At 68.3% G+C, this 17852-nt stretch carries 14 protein-coding genes and 1 other RNA gene; 8 read left to right on the top strand and 7 right to left on the bottom strand.

All coding sequences use genetic code 11. The features are described 5' to 3' along the window. Positions 1-165: 165 nt before the first annotated feature. On the bottom strand, positions 166-1095 hold the full coding sequence (locus EV650_RS12440) for an ROK family protein (RefSeq protein ID WP_134118452.1): 930 nt from the start codon (positions 1093-1095) through the stop codon (positions 166-168). A gap of 223 nt (positions 1096-1318) precedes the next feature. On the opposite strand from EV650_RS12440, the gene nagZ reads away from it, so the two are divergent. Next, entirely contained in the window at positions 1319-2797 is a 1479-nt protein-coding gene (gene nagZ, locus EV650_RS12435; RefSeq protein ID WP_134118450.1) for a beta-N-acetylhexosaminidase, read from the top strand. A gap of 108 nt (positions 2798-2905) precedes the next feature. Here nagZ and EV650_RS12430 read toward each other — a convergent pair whose 3' ends face one another. Further along, complete coding sequence (locus EV650_RS12430; RefSeq protein WP_134118448.1) at positions 2906-4114, bottom strand: ROK family transcriptional regulator; 1209 nt, start codon at positions 4112-4114, stop codon at positions 2906-2908. Positions 4115-4225: 111 nt separating this feature from the next. Here EV650_RS12430 and EV650_RS12425 point away from each other — a divergent pair, with 111 nt between their 5' ends. The 5 genes from EV650_RS12425 to EV650_RS12405 all read left to right on the top strand — a co-directional run bounded on the left by EV650_RS12425 (position 4226) and on the right by EV650_RS12405 (position 10632). Then, positions 4226-5875, top strand: a complete 1650-nt coding sequence (locus tag EV650_RS12425) for a glycoside hydrolase family 13 protein (RefSeq protein WP_439648774.1) — start codon at positions 4226-4228, stop codon at positions 5873-5875. Between the two features lie 219 nt (positions 5876-6094). Then, entirely contained in the window at positions 6095-7222 is a 1128-nt protein-coding gene (locus EV650_RS12420) for a Nif3-like dinuclear metal center hexameric protein (protein WP_238174171.1), read from the top strand. Between the two features lie 57 nt (positions 7223-7279). Beyond that, positions 7280-7993: a zinc ribbon domain-containing protein gene (locus EV650_RS12415; RefSeq protein ID WP_202874475.1), complete on the top strand. Its 714-nt coding sequence runs from the start codon at positions 7280-7282 to the stop codon at positions 7991-7993. A gap of 76 nt (positions 7994-8069) precedes the next feature. Next, positions 8070-9194 carry a bifunctional RNase H/acid phosphatase gene (locus EV650_RS12410; RefSeq protein ID WP_134118440.1) on the top strand — a complete coding sequence of 375 codons (1125 nt, stop codon included), beginning with the start codon at positions 8070-8072 and terminating at the stop codon, positions 9192-9194. 4 nt (positions 9195-9198) lie between these two features. Beyond that, positions 9199-10632 carry an RNB domain-containing ribonuclease gene (locus EV650_RS12405; protein ID WP_134118438.1) on the top strand — a complete coding sequence of 478 codons (1434 nt, stop codon included), beginning with the start codon at positions 9199-9201 and terminating at the stop codon, positions 10630-10632. Here the strand turns inward: EV650_RS12405 and EV650_RS12400 are convergent. After that, positions 10621-11175, bottom strand: a complete 555-nt coding sequence (locus tag EV650_RS12400) for a TetR/AcrR family transcriptional regulator (RefSeq protein ID WP_134118436.1) — start codon at positions 11173-11175, stop codon at positions 10621-10623. The two genes, EV650_RS12405 and EV650_RS12400, sit on opposite strands and share 12 nt — an antisense overlap. A gap of 51 nt (positions 11176-11226) precedes the next feature. On the opposite strand from EV650_RS12400, the gene EV650_RS12395 reads away from it, so the two are divergent. Continuing rightward, complete coding sequence (locus EV650_RS12395) at positions 11227-11712, top strand: GNAT family N-acetyltransferase (RefSeq protein ID WP_134118434.1); 486 nt, start codon at positions 11227-11229, stop codon at positions 11710-11712. Here EV650_RS12395 and EV650_RS12390 read toward each other — a convergent pair. After that, positions 11709-12854 (bottom strand): alpha/beta hydrolase family protein, encoded by a 1146-nt coding sequence (locus EV650_RS12390; RefSeq protein WP_134118432.1) that lies wholly within the window; start codon positions 12852-12854, stop codon positions 11709-11711. The genes EV650_RS12395 and EV650_RS12390 overlap by 4 nt on opposite strands. Before the next feature lie 83 nt (positions 12855-12937). Between EV650_RS12390 and EV650_RS12385 the strand changes: the two genes are divergently transcribed. Continuing rightward, a complete protein-coding gene (locus EV650_RS12385) occupies positions 12938-13669 on the top strand; it encodes a DUF899 domain-containing protein (protein WP_134118430.1) in 732 nt (243 codons plus the stop codon). Here EV650_RS12385 and EV650_RS12380 read toward each other — a convergent pair. The 3 genes from EV650_RS12380 to EV650_RS12370 form a co-directional block, all read right to left on the bottom strand. Next, positions 13666-16869: a S8 family serine peptidase gene (locus EV650_RS12380; RefSeq protein WP_134118428.1), complete on the bottom strand. Its 3204-nt coding sequence runs from the start codon at positions 16867-16869 to the stop codon at positions 13666-13668. The two genes, EV650_RS12385 and EV650_RS12380, sit on opposite strands and share 4 nt — an antisense overlap. Before the next feature lie 134 nt (positions 16870-17003). After that, an RNA gene (rnpB, locus tag EV650_RS12375) (RNase P RNA component class A) lies at positions 17004-17402 on the bottom strand. 10 nt (positions 17403-17412) lie between these two features. After that, positions 17413-17775, bottom strand: coding sequence for a DUF952 domain-containing protein (locus tag EV650_RS12370; RefSeq protein WP_134118426.1), 363 nt, complete (start codon positions 17773-17775; stop codon positions 17413-17415). Positions 17776-17852: the final 77 nt, after the last annotated feature.

The following is a 17852-nucleotide window of genomic DNA, read 5'->3' as shown; positions in this document are numbered from 1 at the left end:
TCCGGTCAAAGCCCCCCTCGACCGGTCGTGGATGACGGTGCCCCCACCCCATCCATCCGTGGTATCGGGCGGAGTAGGGCGGTCGTTACAGAGATTCCTGATATTCGTAAAAATTGCGCAAAGATGCGCGGGATGGCCCTTTCCGAACGACGCGAAATGTGCGGATCAGGTGAGAGCGGCCCAGGCCTGATGGGCGGCACCCAGCAGACCGGCATTGTCCAGCTGAGCGGGCTCCACGGTCAGCTCCGCGACGAACGGCAGCTGCGCCAGCTTCTTCACCCAGGCCTGCACCGGGTCGAACAGCACCGGTCCGGCCTTCGCGACTCCGCCGCCGATCACCACCGTGGTCAGGTCGACGGTCACCGCAGTCGCCACGATCCCGGCAGCCAGCGCCTGGGCGCCATCATCAAACGTCGCCAGCGCGAGCTCGTCGCCGGCCGCGGCATCAGCAGCCAGTACGGCGGCGTCCACGTCCTCGTCCGTCCGCCACCCGCGCCGCTTCGCCCGGGCAACCATCCGCGGACCGCTCGCGTACGCCTCGACACAGCCGTACGACCCGCACGCGCAGGACTCGCCGTCCTGGTCGACCACCACGTGGCCGATGTGCGCCGCGTTGCCGGACTGCCCGATCAGCGGCTTGCCGTCGACGACCAGACCGCCGCCGACTCCGGTCGACACCACGATCCCGAGCAGCGTGTCCGCGTCCCGTCCCGCGCCGCTCCAGAACTCACCGAGCGCGAAGCAGTGCCCGTCCATTCCAAGGGTCACGGGTACGTCGCCGGTCAACGCCCGTACCCGGTCGACCAGGGGGAAGTTGCGCCACCCGGGGATGTTCACCGGGGAGACCAGGCCGTGCTGTTGATCGAGTGGACCGGCCGAGCCGATCCCGACAGCGAGGGGACTGGAGTCGCCGCGGACCCGGGTGATCAGCTCACCGAGCGCCGCGAATACCTCGTCGGCGTCGCCGGCCGGGGTGCGGATCAGATCACCGGTGAGAATCGTGCCGTCAGCGGACACCAAAGCGGCGGCCATCTTCGTGCCGCCGATGTCGAGTCCAAGCACGGTCTCCCGCGCCATCGCTGTGTCGTCGCTCATCGTCCCCCCGGTCAGGGCGGTCAGGTCGAGAGACAACGTTATCCGTAGTCGGCCCGAACAGACAGGGGTGAAGGAAAGTAATCAGGGCAAACCCGCAGGAAGACGGCAGTTAACTGCCATGACAGCCCTTGACAACGATGCCCCTCCAGCCGCCTCGAGGCCGCTAATTATTAGCAATCCGTGATGAGTGGCGCGCGAACCCGGAGCGCGAGAGGGTGGGGGGATGAGTGATCAACTGGATCGTGATGCCGCCGGTTCGCTGGTTGTCGGCTTCAGCGGGACCACAGCCCCGGACGAGCTGCGGAGAGCGGTCGCCGGCGGCCTCGGAGCGGTCATCCTGTTCACGCGGAATGTGGCGGACGCGGAGCAGATGACGGCGCTGACAGCCGCGCTGCGAGCCGAGCGCCCCGATCTGATCGTGGCGATCGATCACGAGGGCGGCGAGTTCAGCCACCTTGCACCGGCGAACCCGTGGCCGCTCGCCTCACCGCGCCTACTGGGCGACCTGGACGACGTCGAGCTGACCCGGGCCTCCGCACGGGACGCCGCCGCGACCCTCGCCACTCTCGGTATCGACCTGATGCTGGCCCCGTCGGTGGACGTCAACAGCAACCCCGCGAACCCGATCATCTCGACCCGCTCGTTCGGCCGGACAGCGGACGTCGTCTCGCGGCACGGCGTCGCCTTCGTCGAGGGCGTCCACGAGGCCGGCATCGCCGCCTGCCCCAAGCACTTCCCGGGTCACGGCGACGTGGCGGTCGACTCCCACACCGACCTCCCGCGCGTCGACCGCTCGATCGACGAGGTCAACGCCGTCGAGCTGGCACCGTTCCGGGCGACGATCGCCGCCGGGGCTGACGTCGTGATGAGCGCGCACATCGTCTTCTCGGCGTACGACGACCAGCCGGCCACCCTCTCGCATCGGCTGCTGACCGGTCTGCTCCGTGAGGAGCTCGGCTTCACCGGAGTCATCACCACCGACGCGCTGGAGATGCAGGCGATCACCAAGAACCGGTCGATCGAGGACGCCGCGGTCGCGTCGATCCGCGCCGGGGCCGACCTTGCGATGATCGCGGTCGGTTCCGCCGATGCTCAGGCCCTGATCGCCCGGGTCGCCGATGAGGTGCGCAACGGCACTCTTCCCGCCGAGCGCGTCGCCGACGCGGCCGCCCGGGTCCGCGCCCTCGCCACCTCACTCGGTCAGCGCGCCCGCCAGCCGGGTCTCGACGGCGCTCCGATCCGCGAGGTCGCTGCGCGCGTGGTCGCCGGGCAGACGTTCCCCTCGCTCGGCCCAGCGCCGTACGTCATCGACCTCACCCAAGGTCTGCACCCGGCCTGGAACCCTTATTTCTCCGGCCTCCCGGAGATCTTCACCCGGGTCGCTCCCGGCTCCGAAGGCGTCGTACTGCGGGGTGAGCACCGCGACACCAATGCGGCCGAGCCCGAGAACGACGACATCGCCAAGGCAGCTCAAGCCGCCGCGGGCCGCCCGCTGGTGATCGCGATCCAGGACGCCGGCCGCACACCGTGGATGCGCGCAGCCCTCACCCAACTCCTGCAGAACCACCCCGACGACGTGTTCGTCCTCTGCACCGGCATCCCCGAGGACCAGGCGCTGGTCCCGGAAGGCACGCCCTCCGCCACCACGTCCGGCCGCAACCTGATCGTCCTGGAGGCCGTTGCCAAGCAACTGACGAGCTGAGATCTGCAGCTCGACAGTACGTATACGACCACTACGGTCGTGGCCGCGCTCAGCGGAGCGGGCGATCCGGGGCAGTGGGCATATACGTACTGTCGAGCTGCAACTCAGTCAGCTCGGGCGGCAGCCTAGTTCTAGGTCTAGGGCGTGTTGTTCTACGTAGTTGAGGGCGTGGCGGACTGCGCCGACGGAGACGATCGCGTCGCCCAGGGACGAGACGGCGACGCGGGGCGGCGTACTGGTGTAGCCGGCCAGGTGCTTCTCGAGGTCGGGGAGCAGTGCGGCGGCGGCCTCGGCGACCGCGCCGCCGAGCACCACCAGCTCGGGGTTGAACAGGATGCCGAGGGTGGCGACCACTCGCGCGGTCCGGCCGGCGATGTCCTGAAGGATGCCTAGGGCAACTTCATCGCCGTCGGCCGCCGCGCTGAACACCTGCTCGGCGGTCACCTCGCCGTCGTCGGCGAGCTTCCGCAACAACGTGTCGACGGCCGGGTCGGCGACCGCCTTCGCACCGTCCTCGCGGGCGATCCGGGCGATGCCGTGGGTGTCGCCGACGCCCTCGATCAGCTTGAGGAACACCATCTCGCCGGCGCCGCCGCGGCTGCCGTGCAGCAGCCGTCCGGAGTCCATCAGCCCGGACCCGAACCGCTCACCGGCCAGCAGTACGACGAGATCGTCGACGTTCCGCGCCTCGCCGCGCCAGTGCTCGCCGAGGGTCGCCAGGTTGGCGTCGTTCTCCAGCAGGACCGGCCAGCCGTGCAGCTCGGTCAGCCGCTTCGCCAGGTCGGGGTCGAACCGTCGCCAGAACTCGTCGTCGACCAGGATGTTCCCGTCCCGGTCGACCGGCGCCGCGACCCCGATACCTGCCACCAGGACCTGAGCGTTCGAGACACCCGCTGTTGCCAGCGCCTCGATGATCGTCTCGTGCACGATCGCGGTCCGCTCGCCGGGTGTCTTCACGCCGGCGGCGGACTGCCCGACCTTGGCGACGGTCTCGCCGCGTAGGTCGGAGACCAGCACGGTCGTCTTGGACGCGCCGATGTCGATGCCGAGCACGTAGCCGGCGCGGTTGTTGTACTCGAACCGCCGCGACGGCCGTCCGACCGACGTACGGCCGGGGTCGAGCTCGACCACCCAGCCCATCGAGATCAGGTCGTTGCAGACCGCGTGCACGGTGGCCCGGGTCAGACCGGTGGCCTCGATCAGGCCGGTTCCTGTCATCACCCGGGCACGGGTGAGCACACCCAGTACCTTGCCCGCGTTCACCCGCCGCAACATCGTCGGCGTGGCCGTGGGCGGGGTCGCCGGTGGTTTCGCCATGAAAATGCCCCTTGACCTCGTCGTCCTACCGACCGCAGAATACATGCAGATTCTAAATTTAGAGCCTATATATAAACCACGGGTTACCAACAGATTTCGAGTGAGGCGATCGTGACGAGTCCGCAGACGACCCGAACTGCCCAAAAGACTCAGGCCGACTGGTGGCGGCAGGCCGTCGTCTACCAGATCTACCCGCGCAGCTTCGCCGACTCCAACGGCGACGGCGTCGGTGACCTGCCGGGCATCATCAGTCGAGTCCCGTACCTGGTGGCGTTGGGCATCGACGCGGTCTGGCTGAGCCCGTTCTACCCGTCCGCGCTGGCCGACGGCGGGTACGACGTCGACGACTACCGCAACGTGGACCCGCGACTGGGCACGCTGGACGACTTCGACGAGCTGATCGGGGCCTTGCACGAGGCTGGCATCAAGCTGATCGTCGACATCGTCCCGAACCACACCTCCGACCGGCACGAGTGGTTCCTCGAGGCGCTCGAGGCCGCCAAGGGGGAGCCGGCCCGGGACCGCTACATCTTCCGCGACGGCGCCACCGAGGACCAGCCGCCGTCGGACTGGGACTCGGTGTTCGGCGGGTCCGCCTGGGCCAAGACCGCGGACGGCCAGTGGTACCTGCACATGTTCGCCGCCGAGCAGCCCGACTTGAACTGGCAGCACCCCGAGGTACGCGCGGACTTCCTGGAGACGCTGAAGTTCTGGTCGGACCGCGGTGTCGACGGCTTCCGGGTCGACGTGGCGCACGCGCTCGTGAAGGACCTGTCCGAGCCGTTCCCGTCGAAGGCCACGCTGCCCCGGCAGTCGGAGTCGTACGGCAAGCACCCGCTGTGGGACCAGGACGGTGTACACGAGATCTACCGCGACTGGCGCAAGCTGCTGGACTCCTACGACCCGCCGCGGTCGGCGGTCGCCGAGGCGTTCGTGCCGGCCGCCCGCCGGGCCCGGTACGCGAGTGCCGACGGGCTCGGGCAGGCGTTCAACTTCGACCTGCTGCAGGCCGACTTCGAGTACGACAAGTTCCGCAAGGTGATCGAGGAGAACCTCGCCCTCGCCGACGAGAACGGGTCGTCGTCGACGTGGGTGTTTTCGAACCACGATGTCGTCCGGCACGCCACGCGGTACGGCCTGCCGAAGAACCCGAAGGGCGGCTGGCAGGACGGCAAGGACTGGCTGCTGAGCAACGGCACCGAGCCGACCGTCGACGTCGCGCTCGGCCTGCGCCGGGCCCGCGCCGCGACGCTGCTGATGCTCGCGTTGCCGGGATCGGCGTACCTCTATCAGGGTGAGGAGCTCGGTCTGCAGGAGGTCGGCGAGCTGCCGGCAGCGAACCTGCAGGACCCGGCGTACTTCCGTTCGAAGGGTGCCGAGAAGGGCCGCGACGGCTGCCGGGTGCCGATCCCGTGGACCGTCGAGGGGCTGTCGTTCGGCTTCGGTCCGGGCGGGTCCCACCTGGTGCAGCCGAAGTGGTTCGGGGCGTACTCCGTCGAGGCGCAGCACGACGACCAGGAGTCGACGCTGAGCCTTTACCGCAAGGCCCTCGCGGTACGGCGTGGGCTGCGGACCGGCAACTCGCTGACCTGGGTCGACGCGACCGACTGGGTTCTGCACTTCACCCGGCCGGGCGGCTGGCAGAGCGTCACGAACTTCGGCGCGGCGCCGGTCGAGCTGCCCGACGCAGCCGTTGTACTGTCCAGCGGCCCGCTCGAGGGCGACAAGCTGCCGAGTGCAACAACCGCCTGGCTGATCTAGCCAGGTTCCAGAGACTCGTTCCGGTCAAGCCGTCGTCGACGGCCCTCCCCCTGTGGCCGGGGCGACCCGCCGGAGCGGGTGCGGTGGTGGATGCGGCGGGGCGGTCGCACCGCCACCCCCGTCCCGGCGGAACTGGTTGTGGCGGGGGCACCGGGCGGCTGCCCCCGTCACAGTCCAGCTGTATCCAGCTACATATGCAGCAAGTGCCAGGATAGGCGCGTGACGACGCTTGCTGATGTGATCGCAATTCTCGATCGGCTCTACAACCCTGCCTGGGCGGAGTCCTGGGACGCGGTCGGGCTGGTGACCGGCGATCCGGAGCAGGAGGTACGGCGGGTTCTGTTCGCCGTGGACCCGATGCGGGCCGTGGTCGACGAGGCGATCGAGGGCGGGTTCGATCTGCTCGTCACGCATCATCCGTTGTTGCTCCGCGGAGTGAACAGTGTCGCGACGACCACGCCGAAGGGCCGGGTCATCCACGACCTGATCCGGAGCAATGTCGCGCTGCAGGTCTGTCACACCAACGCCGACAACGCCAACCCGGGCGTGAGCGATGCGCTCGCCGCCGCGATCGGCCTGCGGGACACGCGGCCGTTAAAGGCGATGCCGGCCGAGCCGATGGACAAGGTCGTCGTCGGCGTCCCGGTCGCGGAGACGCAGGCGATGCTCGACGCGCTGGCAAAGGCTGGTGCGGGACAGATCGGCGACTACGAGCGCGCCGCGTGGACTGTGACCGGCGAGGGGACGTTCCGGCCGCTGGAAGGCGCGAACCCGACGATCGGGACCGTCGGCGACATCGAGGTCGTGCCGGAGGATCGGATCGAGATGATCCTGCCGCGCCGCAAGCGCCTCGCGGTCGTCGAGGCTTTGCTCGCGACGCACTCCTACGAGGAACCGGCGTACGACGTCTATGAGCTGGCCGAGCTGCCGAGCGAGCGCGGCGGCGGGCGGGTCGGCGTACTCGCGGAGCCGTTGCCGCTGGCCGATTTCGCTCGGCTGGTCGCGGAGAGCCTGCCGCGGACCGAGCACGGCGTACGAGTGTCAGGCGACCTGGACCGGATGATCGAGACCGTTGCGGTGGTCGGGGGAGCGGGGGACTCGGAGTTCGAACGGGTCCGGGCCGCGGGCGTCGATGCCTACCTGACCGCGGACCTGCGGCACCATCCCGCTACCGAGGCGCGGGCGTACGGCGACCCCGCACTGGTCGACGTCGCGCACTGGGCCAGTGAGTGGCCGTGGCTGGCCGATGCCGAGCGGCTCCTGCTCGCTGAGCTGGCGGCGCAAGGCAGTACCGTAGACACTCACATCTCAACACTGTGCACGGACGCATGGACCTTGCGGATCTGAGCGCCGCCACGATCTAAGGAGCCGACTCTGAACGCCGAGCCCGCCGTCCAACGCCGGTTGCTGGACCTGCAGGATCTCGACCTGCAGCTGGATCAGGTCGCGCACAAGCGCGCGTCGTTGCCCGAGCACCAGGCCCTCAAGGACCTGGCCGCCGAGAAGTCCGTCGTCGACCACGACCTGGTCACCGCGGACATGGAGGTCAGCGACCTGCAGCGCGAGCAGAAGAAGGCCGACTCCGACGTCGAGCAGGTCCGCCAGCGCCGCACACGCAACCAGCAGCGGATCGACTCCGGTCAGGTCGCCTCGCCGCGCGACCTGGAGAACCTTCAGCACGAGATCGGTTCGCTGGACCGGCGGATCTCCGACCTGGAGGACGCCGAGCTCGAGGTGATGGAGAAGCTCGAGGCCGCGGAGGGTGTCCAGGTCGAGCTGCGGACGCGGGCCGACGCGTTCGCCAGCCGGCAGGCCGAGCTGGAGACGACCCGCGACGCCACGCTCAAGGAGCTCGACGAGCAGCGGGCGCAGGTCGGCGACCAGCGCGCGAAGGTCGCTGCCGAGATCCCGGAGGCGCTGATCGCGCAGTACCAGCGACTGCGTGAGCACAACGGCGGGATCGGCGCCGCACCGCTGGTCGGCAAGCGCTGCATGGGCTGCCGGATGGAGCTCGCACCGTCCGACCTCAACCAGATCAAGAACGCCGCCCCGGACGCCGTACTGCGCTGTGAAGAATGCGGCCGGATCCTCGTGCGGACGTCGGAGAGCGCCGCATGAGCGAGCGGAGCGAGCTCATCATCAAGCACAGCGCGTTTTGTGCCTCGTCCGCGCCCGGAGCGAAGCGAGGACGTGGATGAGTTACTCCCACGTGATCGTCGAGGCTGATGGTGGATCGCGGGGGAATCCGGGGCCGGCGGCGTACGGCGCTTTGGTGCGCGATCCGTCGACCGGTCAGGTGATCGCCCAGCAGGGGAAGACGCTGGGCATCGCGACCAACAACGTCGCGGAGTACTCCGGACTGGTCGCGGGGCTCGAGCTCGCCGCGGAGTACGCACCGGATGCTTCGATCGAGGTGCGGATGGACTCCAAGCTGGTCATCGAGCAGATGGCCGGCCGGTGGAAGATCAAGCACCCGGACCTGCAGCCGCTGGCGATCAAGGCACAAAGTCTGGCTCCGTTCGGCACCGAGTGGACCTGGGTGCCGCGCGCGCAGAACTCGGCTGCAGACGCGCTGGCGAACAACGCGTTGGACGGCGTGCCGATCCCGCTGCAGCCGGAGCCCGCTGGCCCCACTCCGGCCAAGGCTCAGGAGCCGTCGGATCTGAAGAAAGCCTTGCAGGGTTGGGGTCCGCAGGCAGAGCCGCCGACGCAGTTGATCTTCCTCCGGCACGGCGAGACGCCGCACACGGCGGAGAAGCGGTTCTCCGGCTCCGGTGGCGACGACCCGGCGTTGAGTGATACCGGACGGGCGCAGGCGCTCGCAGCCGCGGAGTACCTGGCGCGGATCGGCGGGGTCGATGCGCTGGTCACGTCGCCGATGGTGCGGGCCCGGCAGACGGCCGATGCGGTCGGCGCGAAGCTCGGGCTCGAGCCGGTTGCCGACAACGGCTGGGTCGAGTGCTCGTTCGGCGACTGGGACGGGCACACCTTCGCCGAGGTCCAGGAGAAGTGGCCGGACGCGTTGAACGCCTGGATGGAATCGACCAATGTCGCGCCGCCCGGCGGTGAGTCGTTCGACGCGTGTGCGCGGCGGGCGCGGTCGGCGCGGGACGGGCTGCTGGCCCGGTACCCCGGCAAGACGGTCGTCGTGGTCACGCACGTGACGCCGATCAAGCTGATGGTTCGATCGGTGCTACAGGCCCCGATGTCGTCGATGTTCCGGATGGAACTGCGACCGGCGACCCTCACCGAGATCCACTGGTACGCCGACGGCCTGGCCTCCCTACGCTCCTTCAATGTCCAGCCATCGCTAGTCTGACCCCATGCCGTTGCAGAGGGTTCACTTCGCCGAGGACGTTCCGGAGGTGTTCCGGGCGTCGTTGCAGGACATTCGTCGGGAGCAGGAGGTGCCGGCCGACTTCCCGCCCGAGGTGACTGCGGCGGCGCTGGCGGCGGCGAAGAATGTCCGTCTGCCCGAGCTCGATCGGACGGACCTCGAGTTCGTCACGATCGATCCGCCGGACTCGATGGACCTGGACCAAGCCGTACACATCGAGCGAACCGGCAACGGCTACACGGTGTACTACGCGATCGCCGACGTCGCCGCGTTCGTCCAGGCCGGCGACCCGATCGACGTCGAGGCCCGGCGTCGCGGCGAGACTCTGTACGCGCCGGACAAACGGACTCCGCTGCACCCGCCGGAGCTGTCCGAGGGCGCGGCCTCACTGCTGCCCGATCAGGTCTGTCCCGCCGTGCTGTGGACGATCACAGTCGATGCGACCGGCGAGAGTACGGGCGTCACCTGCGAGCGGGCCTTGGTGAAATCGCGGGCCAAGCTCAACTACGCGGGCGTACAGAAGGACCTCGATGCAGGTACGGCGTCGGAGTCGCTGCAACTGCTCCGTGAGGTCGGGCAGCTCCGGGAGAAGCGCGAGCTGGAGCGCGGTGGGGTCAACCTGCCGATCCCGGACCAAGAGGTCGTCACCTCCAACCACGGTTGGGGTCTGGAGTTCCGGGCGCCGCTCCCGGTCGAGGGCTGGAACGCGCAGATCTCGCTGCTGACCGGGATGGCCGCAGCCGACCTGATGATGAAGGGCAAGATCGGCATCCTGCGGACGCTGCCCGAGTCGCACGACGACCTTCGCCGCAAGCTCGGCAACACCGCCAAGGCACTCGGGCTCGTCTGGGCCGACGAGACGACGTACGCCGAATTCATCCACGGACTCGATCCGAAGGTGCCGGCGCATGCGGCGATGCTTGCCGCGTGCACCGTGTTGTTCCGCGGTGCTGGGTACACGGCGTTCGACGGAAACCTGCCGGAGCGACCGCAGCACGCCGCGATGAAGGCGGAGTACGCGCATGTCACCGCGCCGCTGCGGCGGCTCGTCGACCGCTGGACCGCGGAGATCTGCATCGCGCTCTCAGCGGGCACCGAGGTTCCGGCTTGGGTGCGCGACTCGATGGTCGAGATCCCGAAGGCCATGGACGACGCGGATCGGCGGGCACACGCGTACGAGCGGTCGATCGTCAGCATGGTCGAGGCGGGTCTGGTCGCGGATCAGGTCGGGTCCGAGTTCGACGGCGTGATCACCGAGGTGGACCAGCGGGAGAACGGCCGCGGCATCGTCGCTCTGACCGCAGTCGCGATCGAAGGACGTGTCACCGGTACTGCGCTGCCGCTCGGCCGCCCGGTCCGCGTGAAACTCGTCGAAGCCGACATCGCCAAACGCACGGTGTCCTTCGAACTAGTCGGCTAGGTAGTCCTCGACCGCCGCGGTCGTCCGCTTGAGGTCGCCGGTCGCGAGTAGGTCGATGAGCGCGCCGCGGAGCATTGCCAGTACGGCGGTACGTCGTGCCTCCGCCTTGGCGGAACCGGGATCCGGCTGACTCGCCTTCAGCAGCTCGAGCCAGTCGTCGACCGTCGATCGGGCGAAGTCCGCCCAAGGACCGTCCGGCGCGACGAGCGAACGCCCGTAGGCCTCGACCCAGAATGTCATCAACGGCCGTCGTTCCGGCGCGGCCAGCCAGGTCCACAGCTCCCGCGCGATCACGGTCAGCCCCGGCGGTACGTCGTACCGCTGGAGGAGCTCGAGTTCGTCAGCGCGGGCGCGGGCGAGGAGGGCCCGGATCAGGCCGTCCTTGCTGCCGAACAGGAACAGCAGCACCCGCGGACTGGACCCGATCGCGGTCGCCAGCGGGCGCAGCGACAGGTCGGCCAGCCCGTGCGTGAGCGAGTAGGCGTAGGCGCGCTCGAGCAGCTCTTGCTCGCGCGCGGAAGGGCCTTCCTTAGTCGTCGGCACGTTGCTAGTATCGCTTACTGAAACAGTCGTGTCAGTAGATCGGGTGGATGGATGACGAAACTGATCAGGAAGCTGGGGCAGCCGGGAGACCTCGGCTGGGTGGTGCAGTCGCACGCGGAGACCTACAGCGCGGAGTACGGCTGGGCGCCGCAGTACGAGGTGCTGATCGCGCAGATCGTGGCGGCCTACGCGACCGACCACGACGACGAGCGCGAGGCAGCGTGGATCGCCGAGGTGGACGGGGAGCGCGTCGGCAGCATCTTCTGCGTACGCGGGCCGGACGAGACGACTGCGCAGTTGCGGCTGCTCCTGGTGACACCGGCCGCACGAGGCCTCAAGCTCGGCGCCGAGTTGGTCGATACGTGCTTGGCGTTTGCTCGTTCCGCCGGCTACAAGCGGATGGTGCTGTGGACGAACGCTCCACTCGTGGCGGCCCGGCACGTTTACCTGGCTCGCGGTTTCCGGCTCACGAATTCAGAGCCGCACGAGATGTGGGGCGACGCGCTGGTCGGGCAGACGTACGAGCTGGATCTCTAGGTAGTGCAGGCCGGGGCGCCGGGGGAGGGCGCCTTGTAGATCGCGTGCGACAGGAAGGCGTCGATGTAGCCATTCGTGACGGTGAGCGCGTGCCGCGGCGCGACGCTGCCGAGCGGGAGGAACTTCCGCAGCGGGTAGGCCAGGTAGTAGACGCCGTAGTCGGTGAAGTTGAAGTGCCGGCTACCGGGGATGGTGGCGCACCACGACGTACCGCTGCTTGCCTTGAGCAACGAAAGTGCGCGGTCGCGATCCGTGTCGTTCTTGGCGTCCGGGCCGCACACGCTGGTGATGCACGAGTCGTCCGCGCCGAGCAGCAGGATCGGTGCCTTGACGCCCTTCGTCACCACGTCGCCGAACTGGCTGCCGTCCAGGTCGACCGCGGCCGCGCATCGTTGGTCCAGCCGGCATGCCTCGAGTGACGCCGCGCCGCCGAACGAGTGGCCGACGTACGACGGCCCGACCGCGGTCTCGACCGAGTTCGGGAGCTGTTTGGTGACCATGCCGGCGGCGAAGCGGGCGTCCGCGGCCCAGACGGTGACGAGGTGATCGCCGACCTTCTGGGAGCCTTCGCTGCTGTCGCCGAGATTCGACGGGTTTGCCTCCGGCTTGCTCGCGATGCTCTGGCCGCCGATCACGGTGAGGTTCGCGCTGTACGTCGGGGTGACGCCGGCGACCAGGTAGCCGTGACTGGCGAGGTCTTCCGCAAGAGCGGCGTACATCGGTGCTGAGAGACCCATGCCGGGCATCAGTACGACAACCGGGAAGTGGCCCGGCGCGATCGCGACGCGGTCGAGTGCGCGGTCCTGGAGAGTGTCGAACGGTCCTTGGAACAGGGAGACCGGTGCTTTGAGGTGGAGTCCGCTCCACAGGTCCGGGGCGTATTGGACGCGGCGGCCGGTGGTGTCCTTGGCGACCGGGTACCAGAGCCAGACGGCGAGCTTCCGCGGGCCGTTGGTGTACGGGTCGCGGCGTGGTACGTCGGTCCATTCGTAGGTCCGCCGGCCGACCTGGAAGTTCCCGGTCGGTTCCGGCAGCGACACCGGCTGAGATCGCTGGACCAGGATCCATCCGACGTACCCGGCGCCGCCGAGCAGCACGATCAGGAGAAGGATCACGATCCCGGTACGTACCCGTCTCCGCATGCGCCAAGTTTGTCACCCTGAGGGTGTCGAACCGGCGACATCGGCTCCGACGTTGCGGGTGAATCTCTTGCGAGGAGGCTGGAATGAACCTGCCCGAGGTCGTTTCCCGGGACGAGTGGCTGGAGGCTCGGCGAGCGCTGCTGGCCGAGGAGAAGGCGTTCACCAAGCAGCGCGACGCGCTCAACACCCGCCGGCGTGAGCTGCCAATGGTCCTGGTCGACAAGCCGTACGTCTTCACCGGCGCGTCCGGCTCGGCGGGGCTCGCGGATCTGTTCGAGGGGCGGCCGCAGTTGGTCGTCTACCACATCATGTACCCGCCCGAGTGGGACGCCGCCTGCCCGAGCTGCACCGGCTTCGTGGACGAGATCGGATCAATCGACTTTCTCCACAGCAAGAACACGACGTTCGCGCTGGTGTCCCGGGCGCCGTACGAGAAGCTGGCCGCCTACAAGGACGCGCGTGGATGGTCGTTTCCCTGGTACTCGTCGTACGGGAGCGAGTTCAACTACGACTACCAGGTCACGCTGGACGAGTCCGTCGTACCGTTCGTGTACAACTACCGCACCAAGGCGGAGTGGGACCAGCGCCCCGGCGCCGACTTCATCCAGCAGGAGCAGCCGTTCGAGCTGCACGGTCTGAGCTGCTTCCTCCGCGTCGACGACGCCGTACACCACACGTACTCGACGTACGGCCGCGGTCCGGACGCGATGACCTTCACCCCGACCGCTCTCGACATGACGGCGTTGGGTCGCCAGGAGCCCTGGGAGAAGCCCGAAGGCCGGATCCTGGAGTCTCCTGGCGACCACTGCCACTAGCTAACGGACTGGATGATCACGTCTCCCTGGCCGATGAGGACGTTCGAGTCGGTCAGGGCCTGCACGTTGCCGTAGAGCACCCGCCCCGCGGCGGGTACCGCGGTTGGGGTCACTGTGGCCGAGACGGTCCACTGTGCGCCCGTTGCTCTCAGCGCGTTGGCATCCGCCACTGCGATCGAGCCGTAGGCGGCATTGGTGAGTACGTCGCGGTAGTTGTACGTCGTCGTGCCCGACGGCACGCCGAACCCGTCGACGAGCACAACCCACACTCCGACCGCTGGATTGTTGACGGCGGCCGATTCCTCCGCCGTACTGCCCGCGCTCTGTGCTGCCAGCAGACAGGTCCCGGAGGTGCAGTTGTAGATGAACAGGTCGAGGTCCGCCTTGATGTCACTCGCGCCCCCGATCGTCGCCTGGAGCCGGGTCGTGCCCGGTGTGACGTTGACCTGGAACTGCTGCTGAGCACCGTCCGCGATCGTCGGCGTCGACAGCTTCGCGCTGCCCAGTGCGGTGCCCACAGCCTTACCGGTGAACGGACCCTGCTGGTTCGTCAGCGTGTACGAACGGGCGATCGGCTGTCCGAGAGTGCCGCTCGCGATCACGTCCGGGTTCGGCGACACAGATACGCCGAGGATCGATGCCGTCAGCGTGTACGGCGTGTTCAGCAGGTCCGACGTACGCCGGGCCTCGACGGTGATCTCCCAGACACCCGGCAGCGGATTGCTGACCGTGCGACTGAGTGGATCGCCCGGGCACGTCCCGCCGGCGACCGGTGGGTTGTAGCAGTACAGGCTGTTGGGCTCGCCGGCTTCGCTCGCGACGCCGTACGGGCTGAACCGCAGGAATCGTGCCTGGCCGGTGCCGGGTGTGCCGTCCGGTCCCGACAGGTCGACCTTCAACGCCGCCACGCCCGCCGGCACCTGGAAGAAGTAGCTCGTCGTCTGGTTGCGGCCGATCTTGCCGCTGACGGTCTTCGACGGTGTCGCCTGCGCCAGGCTGTACGGCACCACGATCGTGTTCAGGGTCTGGAACTCGATCCCCGGCGAACTGGTGTCGTCGAACTGCAGCAGTGCCGAATGCGCGCCGACCGACTTGGCCTTGACTCCGACCGGGAGCGACACGTCCGTGTTCAGCGGCAGCATGACGTTCCCGGCGGTGACGAAGGTGCCGTCGCCGCTGAGCCAGGACAGCTTGTACTTCACGTTGCCGGCCGGTCCCGACGTACGGCGCAGCGTGTACGTGCGGGTGTACTGCGTACCGAGTACGACGCCCTCGTGGTCGTTGATACCGACACCGATGCCCGGTGTCTTGAGGAAGGCGGACAGCGCCGTGCTGACCGGGACCGAGGCGGTGATGGTGTCCGTCCGCGGGCTCTTCTTCAGCAGGTTCCAGGCGTCGCCGACGCTGGCGAGACCGTTGCCCTGCTCGTACGCGCTGTAGTTCGTCAGGAACCGTGCCGACGAGAACAGCGACTTGCGCAGTTGCGCGGGCGTGACCGTCTGCCCGTTCGCTTGCGCGGCACTGAGCAGCAACGCGGCAGCCCCGGCCATCTGCGGCGAGGCCATCGACGTGCCTTGGAGCATGGCGTAGCCCGGCGGCAGGGCGTACGTGCCGACGACCGGCTGCCCTGGTTGCCAGGTCGGCACGGCCGAGATCGCGGAGCCCGGCGCGACGATCTCCGGCTTGAGAGCGCCGTCCTCGGCCGGACCGCGGGACGAGAACGGGTGCAGGTTCTCGGCCGGACCGGTCTTGGAGCCGTAGTTCGCGAGCCAGCTGGCGCTGGTGATGTACGAACCGACACTGACGACCTTCGACGCCACGGCCGGGTCGCCGATGGTGTTCATACCGGGGCCGCTGTTACCGGCGGAGAAGAACATCTGCACGCCGTAGGTGTCGATCAACGAGTTGTACAGGTCGGCGCGGGCGTTGTTGCCGTCGTTCAGCGCCGGCAGGCCGCCGATCGACATGTTGATCACGTTCACGTGTGCCTGCGTGACCGCGTAGATCATGCCCTCGAGCAGTGCGTGGTTCGTGCAGCCGGCGATGAACAGGCAGACCCGGACCGACACGAGCTTGGCGCCAGGTGCCGCACCGCTCATCTTTCCGCCGAGAAGCTGGTTGCCGGCCACGATGCCCGCGACGTGCGAACCGTGCTCGCCGGAGACGATGCCGATGTTCACGGCCTGGTCCGCCGCGTCGGTCTGGACGACGAACGGCATCGACTCGTTGATCGGCGTGGCCGGGTTGTCGGTGCCGAAGTGGTTCTGGTCGTAGTTGACCTTGTAGTCGGTCATCGGAAGGTCGTCGGTGAACGTGCCGTTCTGGTTGGTGTCCACCCAGACGGTGTTGGCGATCGTGTCCCAGAGGACACCGAACAGCCCTGACGACCCCACCGGGTTGCCGTCGCGGTTGACGTCGTTGCCGAGCTCGCCGCCGAGGCGTGGATCGCGTTCGTTGAACGTGCCCTGACGGAACTGCGCGGGGTAGCCGGCGGCCTGCGCGGTCATGTGGATCCAGGTCGGGTCGTCGTCGGCGTTCGTGTTGCCGACGAACGTCGGGTCGGTGTAGGTGACCCAGTCGACGATCTTCCGCTCACCGGTCGAGGTCGTGTTCAGCGCCGGGTGGCTCAGGTCGATCCCGGTGTCGAGGATGCCGACCGTGGTGCCGCGGCCGTCCCACGTCGGGTGGGCGTTGACGAACTGCGCCGAGCCGATGTCGCCGGTCGGCATGTACGGGTTGACTCGCGGAGTCGTCGCCTTCGGCGGCGACTGCGGAATCGGATCCACCGTGCCCTGGGGCCGTGGATCTTCCAGCGGAATCACTTCGTCGACGTCGGCGGCCTTGACGCCGAGGAGGTTCGCCACGTCCTCCGCCTTGTCGATGTTGACCTTGACGCGCAGATACCCGATCGAGTCGGTGCGCTTCTCGACGGTGCCGCCGAGCTTGGCGACCCGCTGTGCGACGTCGTTGCTCTGCCCCTTCTCGGCGGCAACCAGCAGCGTGACCGTCTTCTGGCCCTTCGACCGGGCCTTCTGCAACAGCATCTTGTCGCCGTACCCGAGATCCTTCTTCGGTTTCGGCTTGACGGTGGCGCCGAGGCCGCCCGCCTCGACCGCGGCCGCCGGCGTCACGCCGACCATCGCGACGGCCACCGCTCCCGCGACCCCGATGACGCCGAGCTTTCTGATCCAAGACAGCATTGTCCGATCCCCCATCCCGTGAACCCCACACAAGCGTTACCCGTGACCTGCTCGTGACCCCTGGGAGCACATTCGCACCAAACCGCGAGCATCGCCAGACCTCGACCCCGAACGGGGGAGGAACTACGGGTGCGGGAACGGGCCGGTCTGTAAGCCGGATTCTGTGGTGGCGATCATCCATCTACGGTGACCGTTGCCGGGCACCTCCAGCAGCCTACCCGCGAGCTCGGGCGGGCCGCCCTCGAACGCTCGCGCGGACAATGGTTGCCCATCGCCCTTCTTGGCCTTGCTCCACGTGGGGTTTACCTAGCCTCTGCAGTCACCTGCGGAGCTGGTGGTCTCTTACACCACCGTTTCACCCTCACCCGCACTCCCATGAACCACGGGGTTCACCGGAGCCGCTGGCGGTCTGTTCTCTGTGGCACTGTCCCGCGGGTTACCCCGGGTGGGCGTTACCCACCACGTTGCCCTGTGGAGTCCGGACTTTCCTCGGCGCCCGCTTGCGCGGACGACGCGATCGCCCGACCGACCCGTTCCGTCTGCTCAGGATACGGCTTGTGGCGAGACCGCGGGCCACAGCCCGTCGGCGCCGCGCTCGTACGGCTGTACGTCGACCACCGCGTCGAGGTTGAGCGGGCCGTAGATGTGCGGGAAGAGCTGGTCGCCGACGGGCTCTTCGCACAGGGCGGACACCAGTCGCCCGGTGTCGATCACCAGGAGGCACAGTGGCTCCTGTACGTCGTCGTACACGAAGTTCGCCGTCATCGCGACCTGCTCGGGCCGGGAGGCGTGGATGAACGTGGCGCCGTCGTCGAGGCTCTTGCCGCGGGTCGACCACCGGTAGCTCCCGGCTTCGAGCGCGGCCCTCCACTGGTCCACGAACGCGATGTGCAAAATCGTCGCCATGCGTCACAGGTTAGAACGGACGGCGAGCGGAGTGGTCGCACCTCCGCGCGCAAATTCAGGGATGATGAGTGCAAAAA

This window comes from Kribbella kalugense, from assembly GCF_004365875.1.
Classification (GTDB): Bacteria; Actinomycetota; Actinomycetes; order Propionibacteriales; family Kribbellaceae; genus Kribbella; species Kribbella kalugense.
The sequence above is the reverse complement of the archived record's forward strand: the minus strand, read 5'-3'. Positions and strand labels throughout refer to the sequence as shown.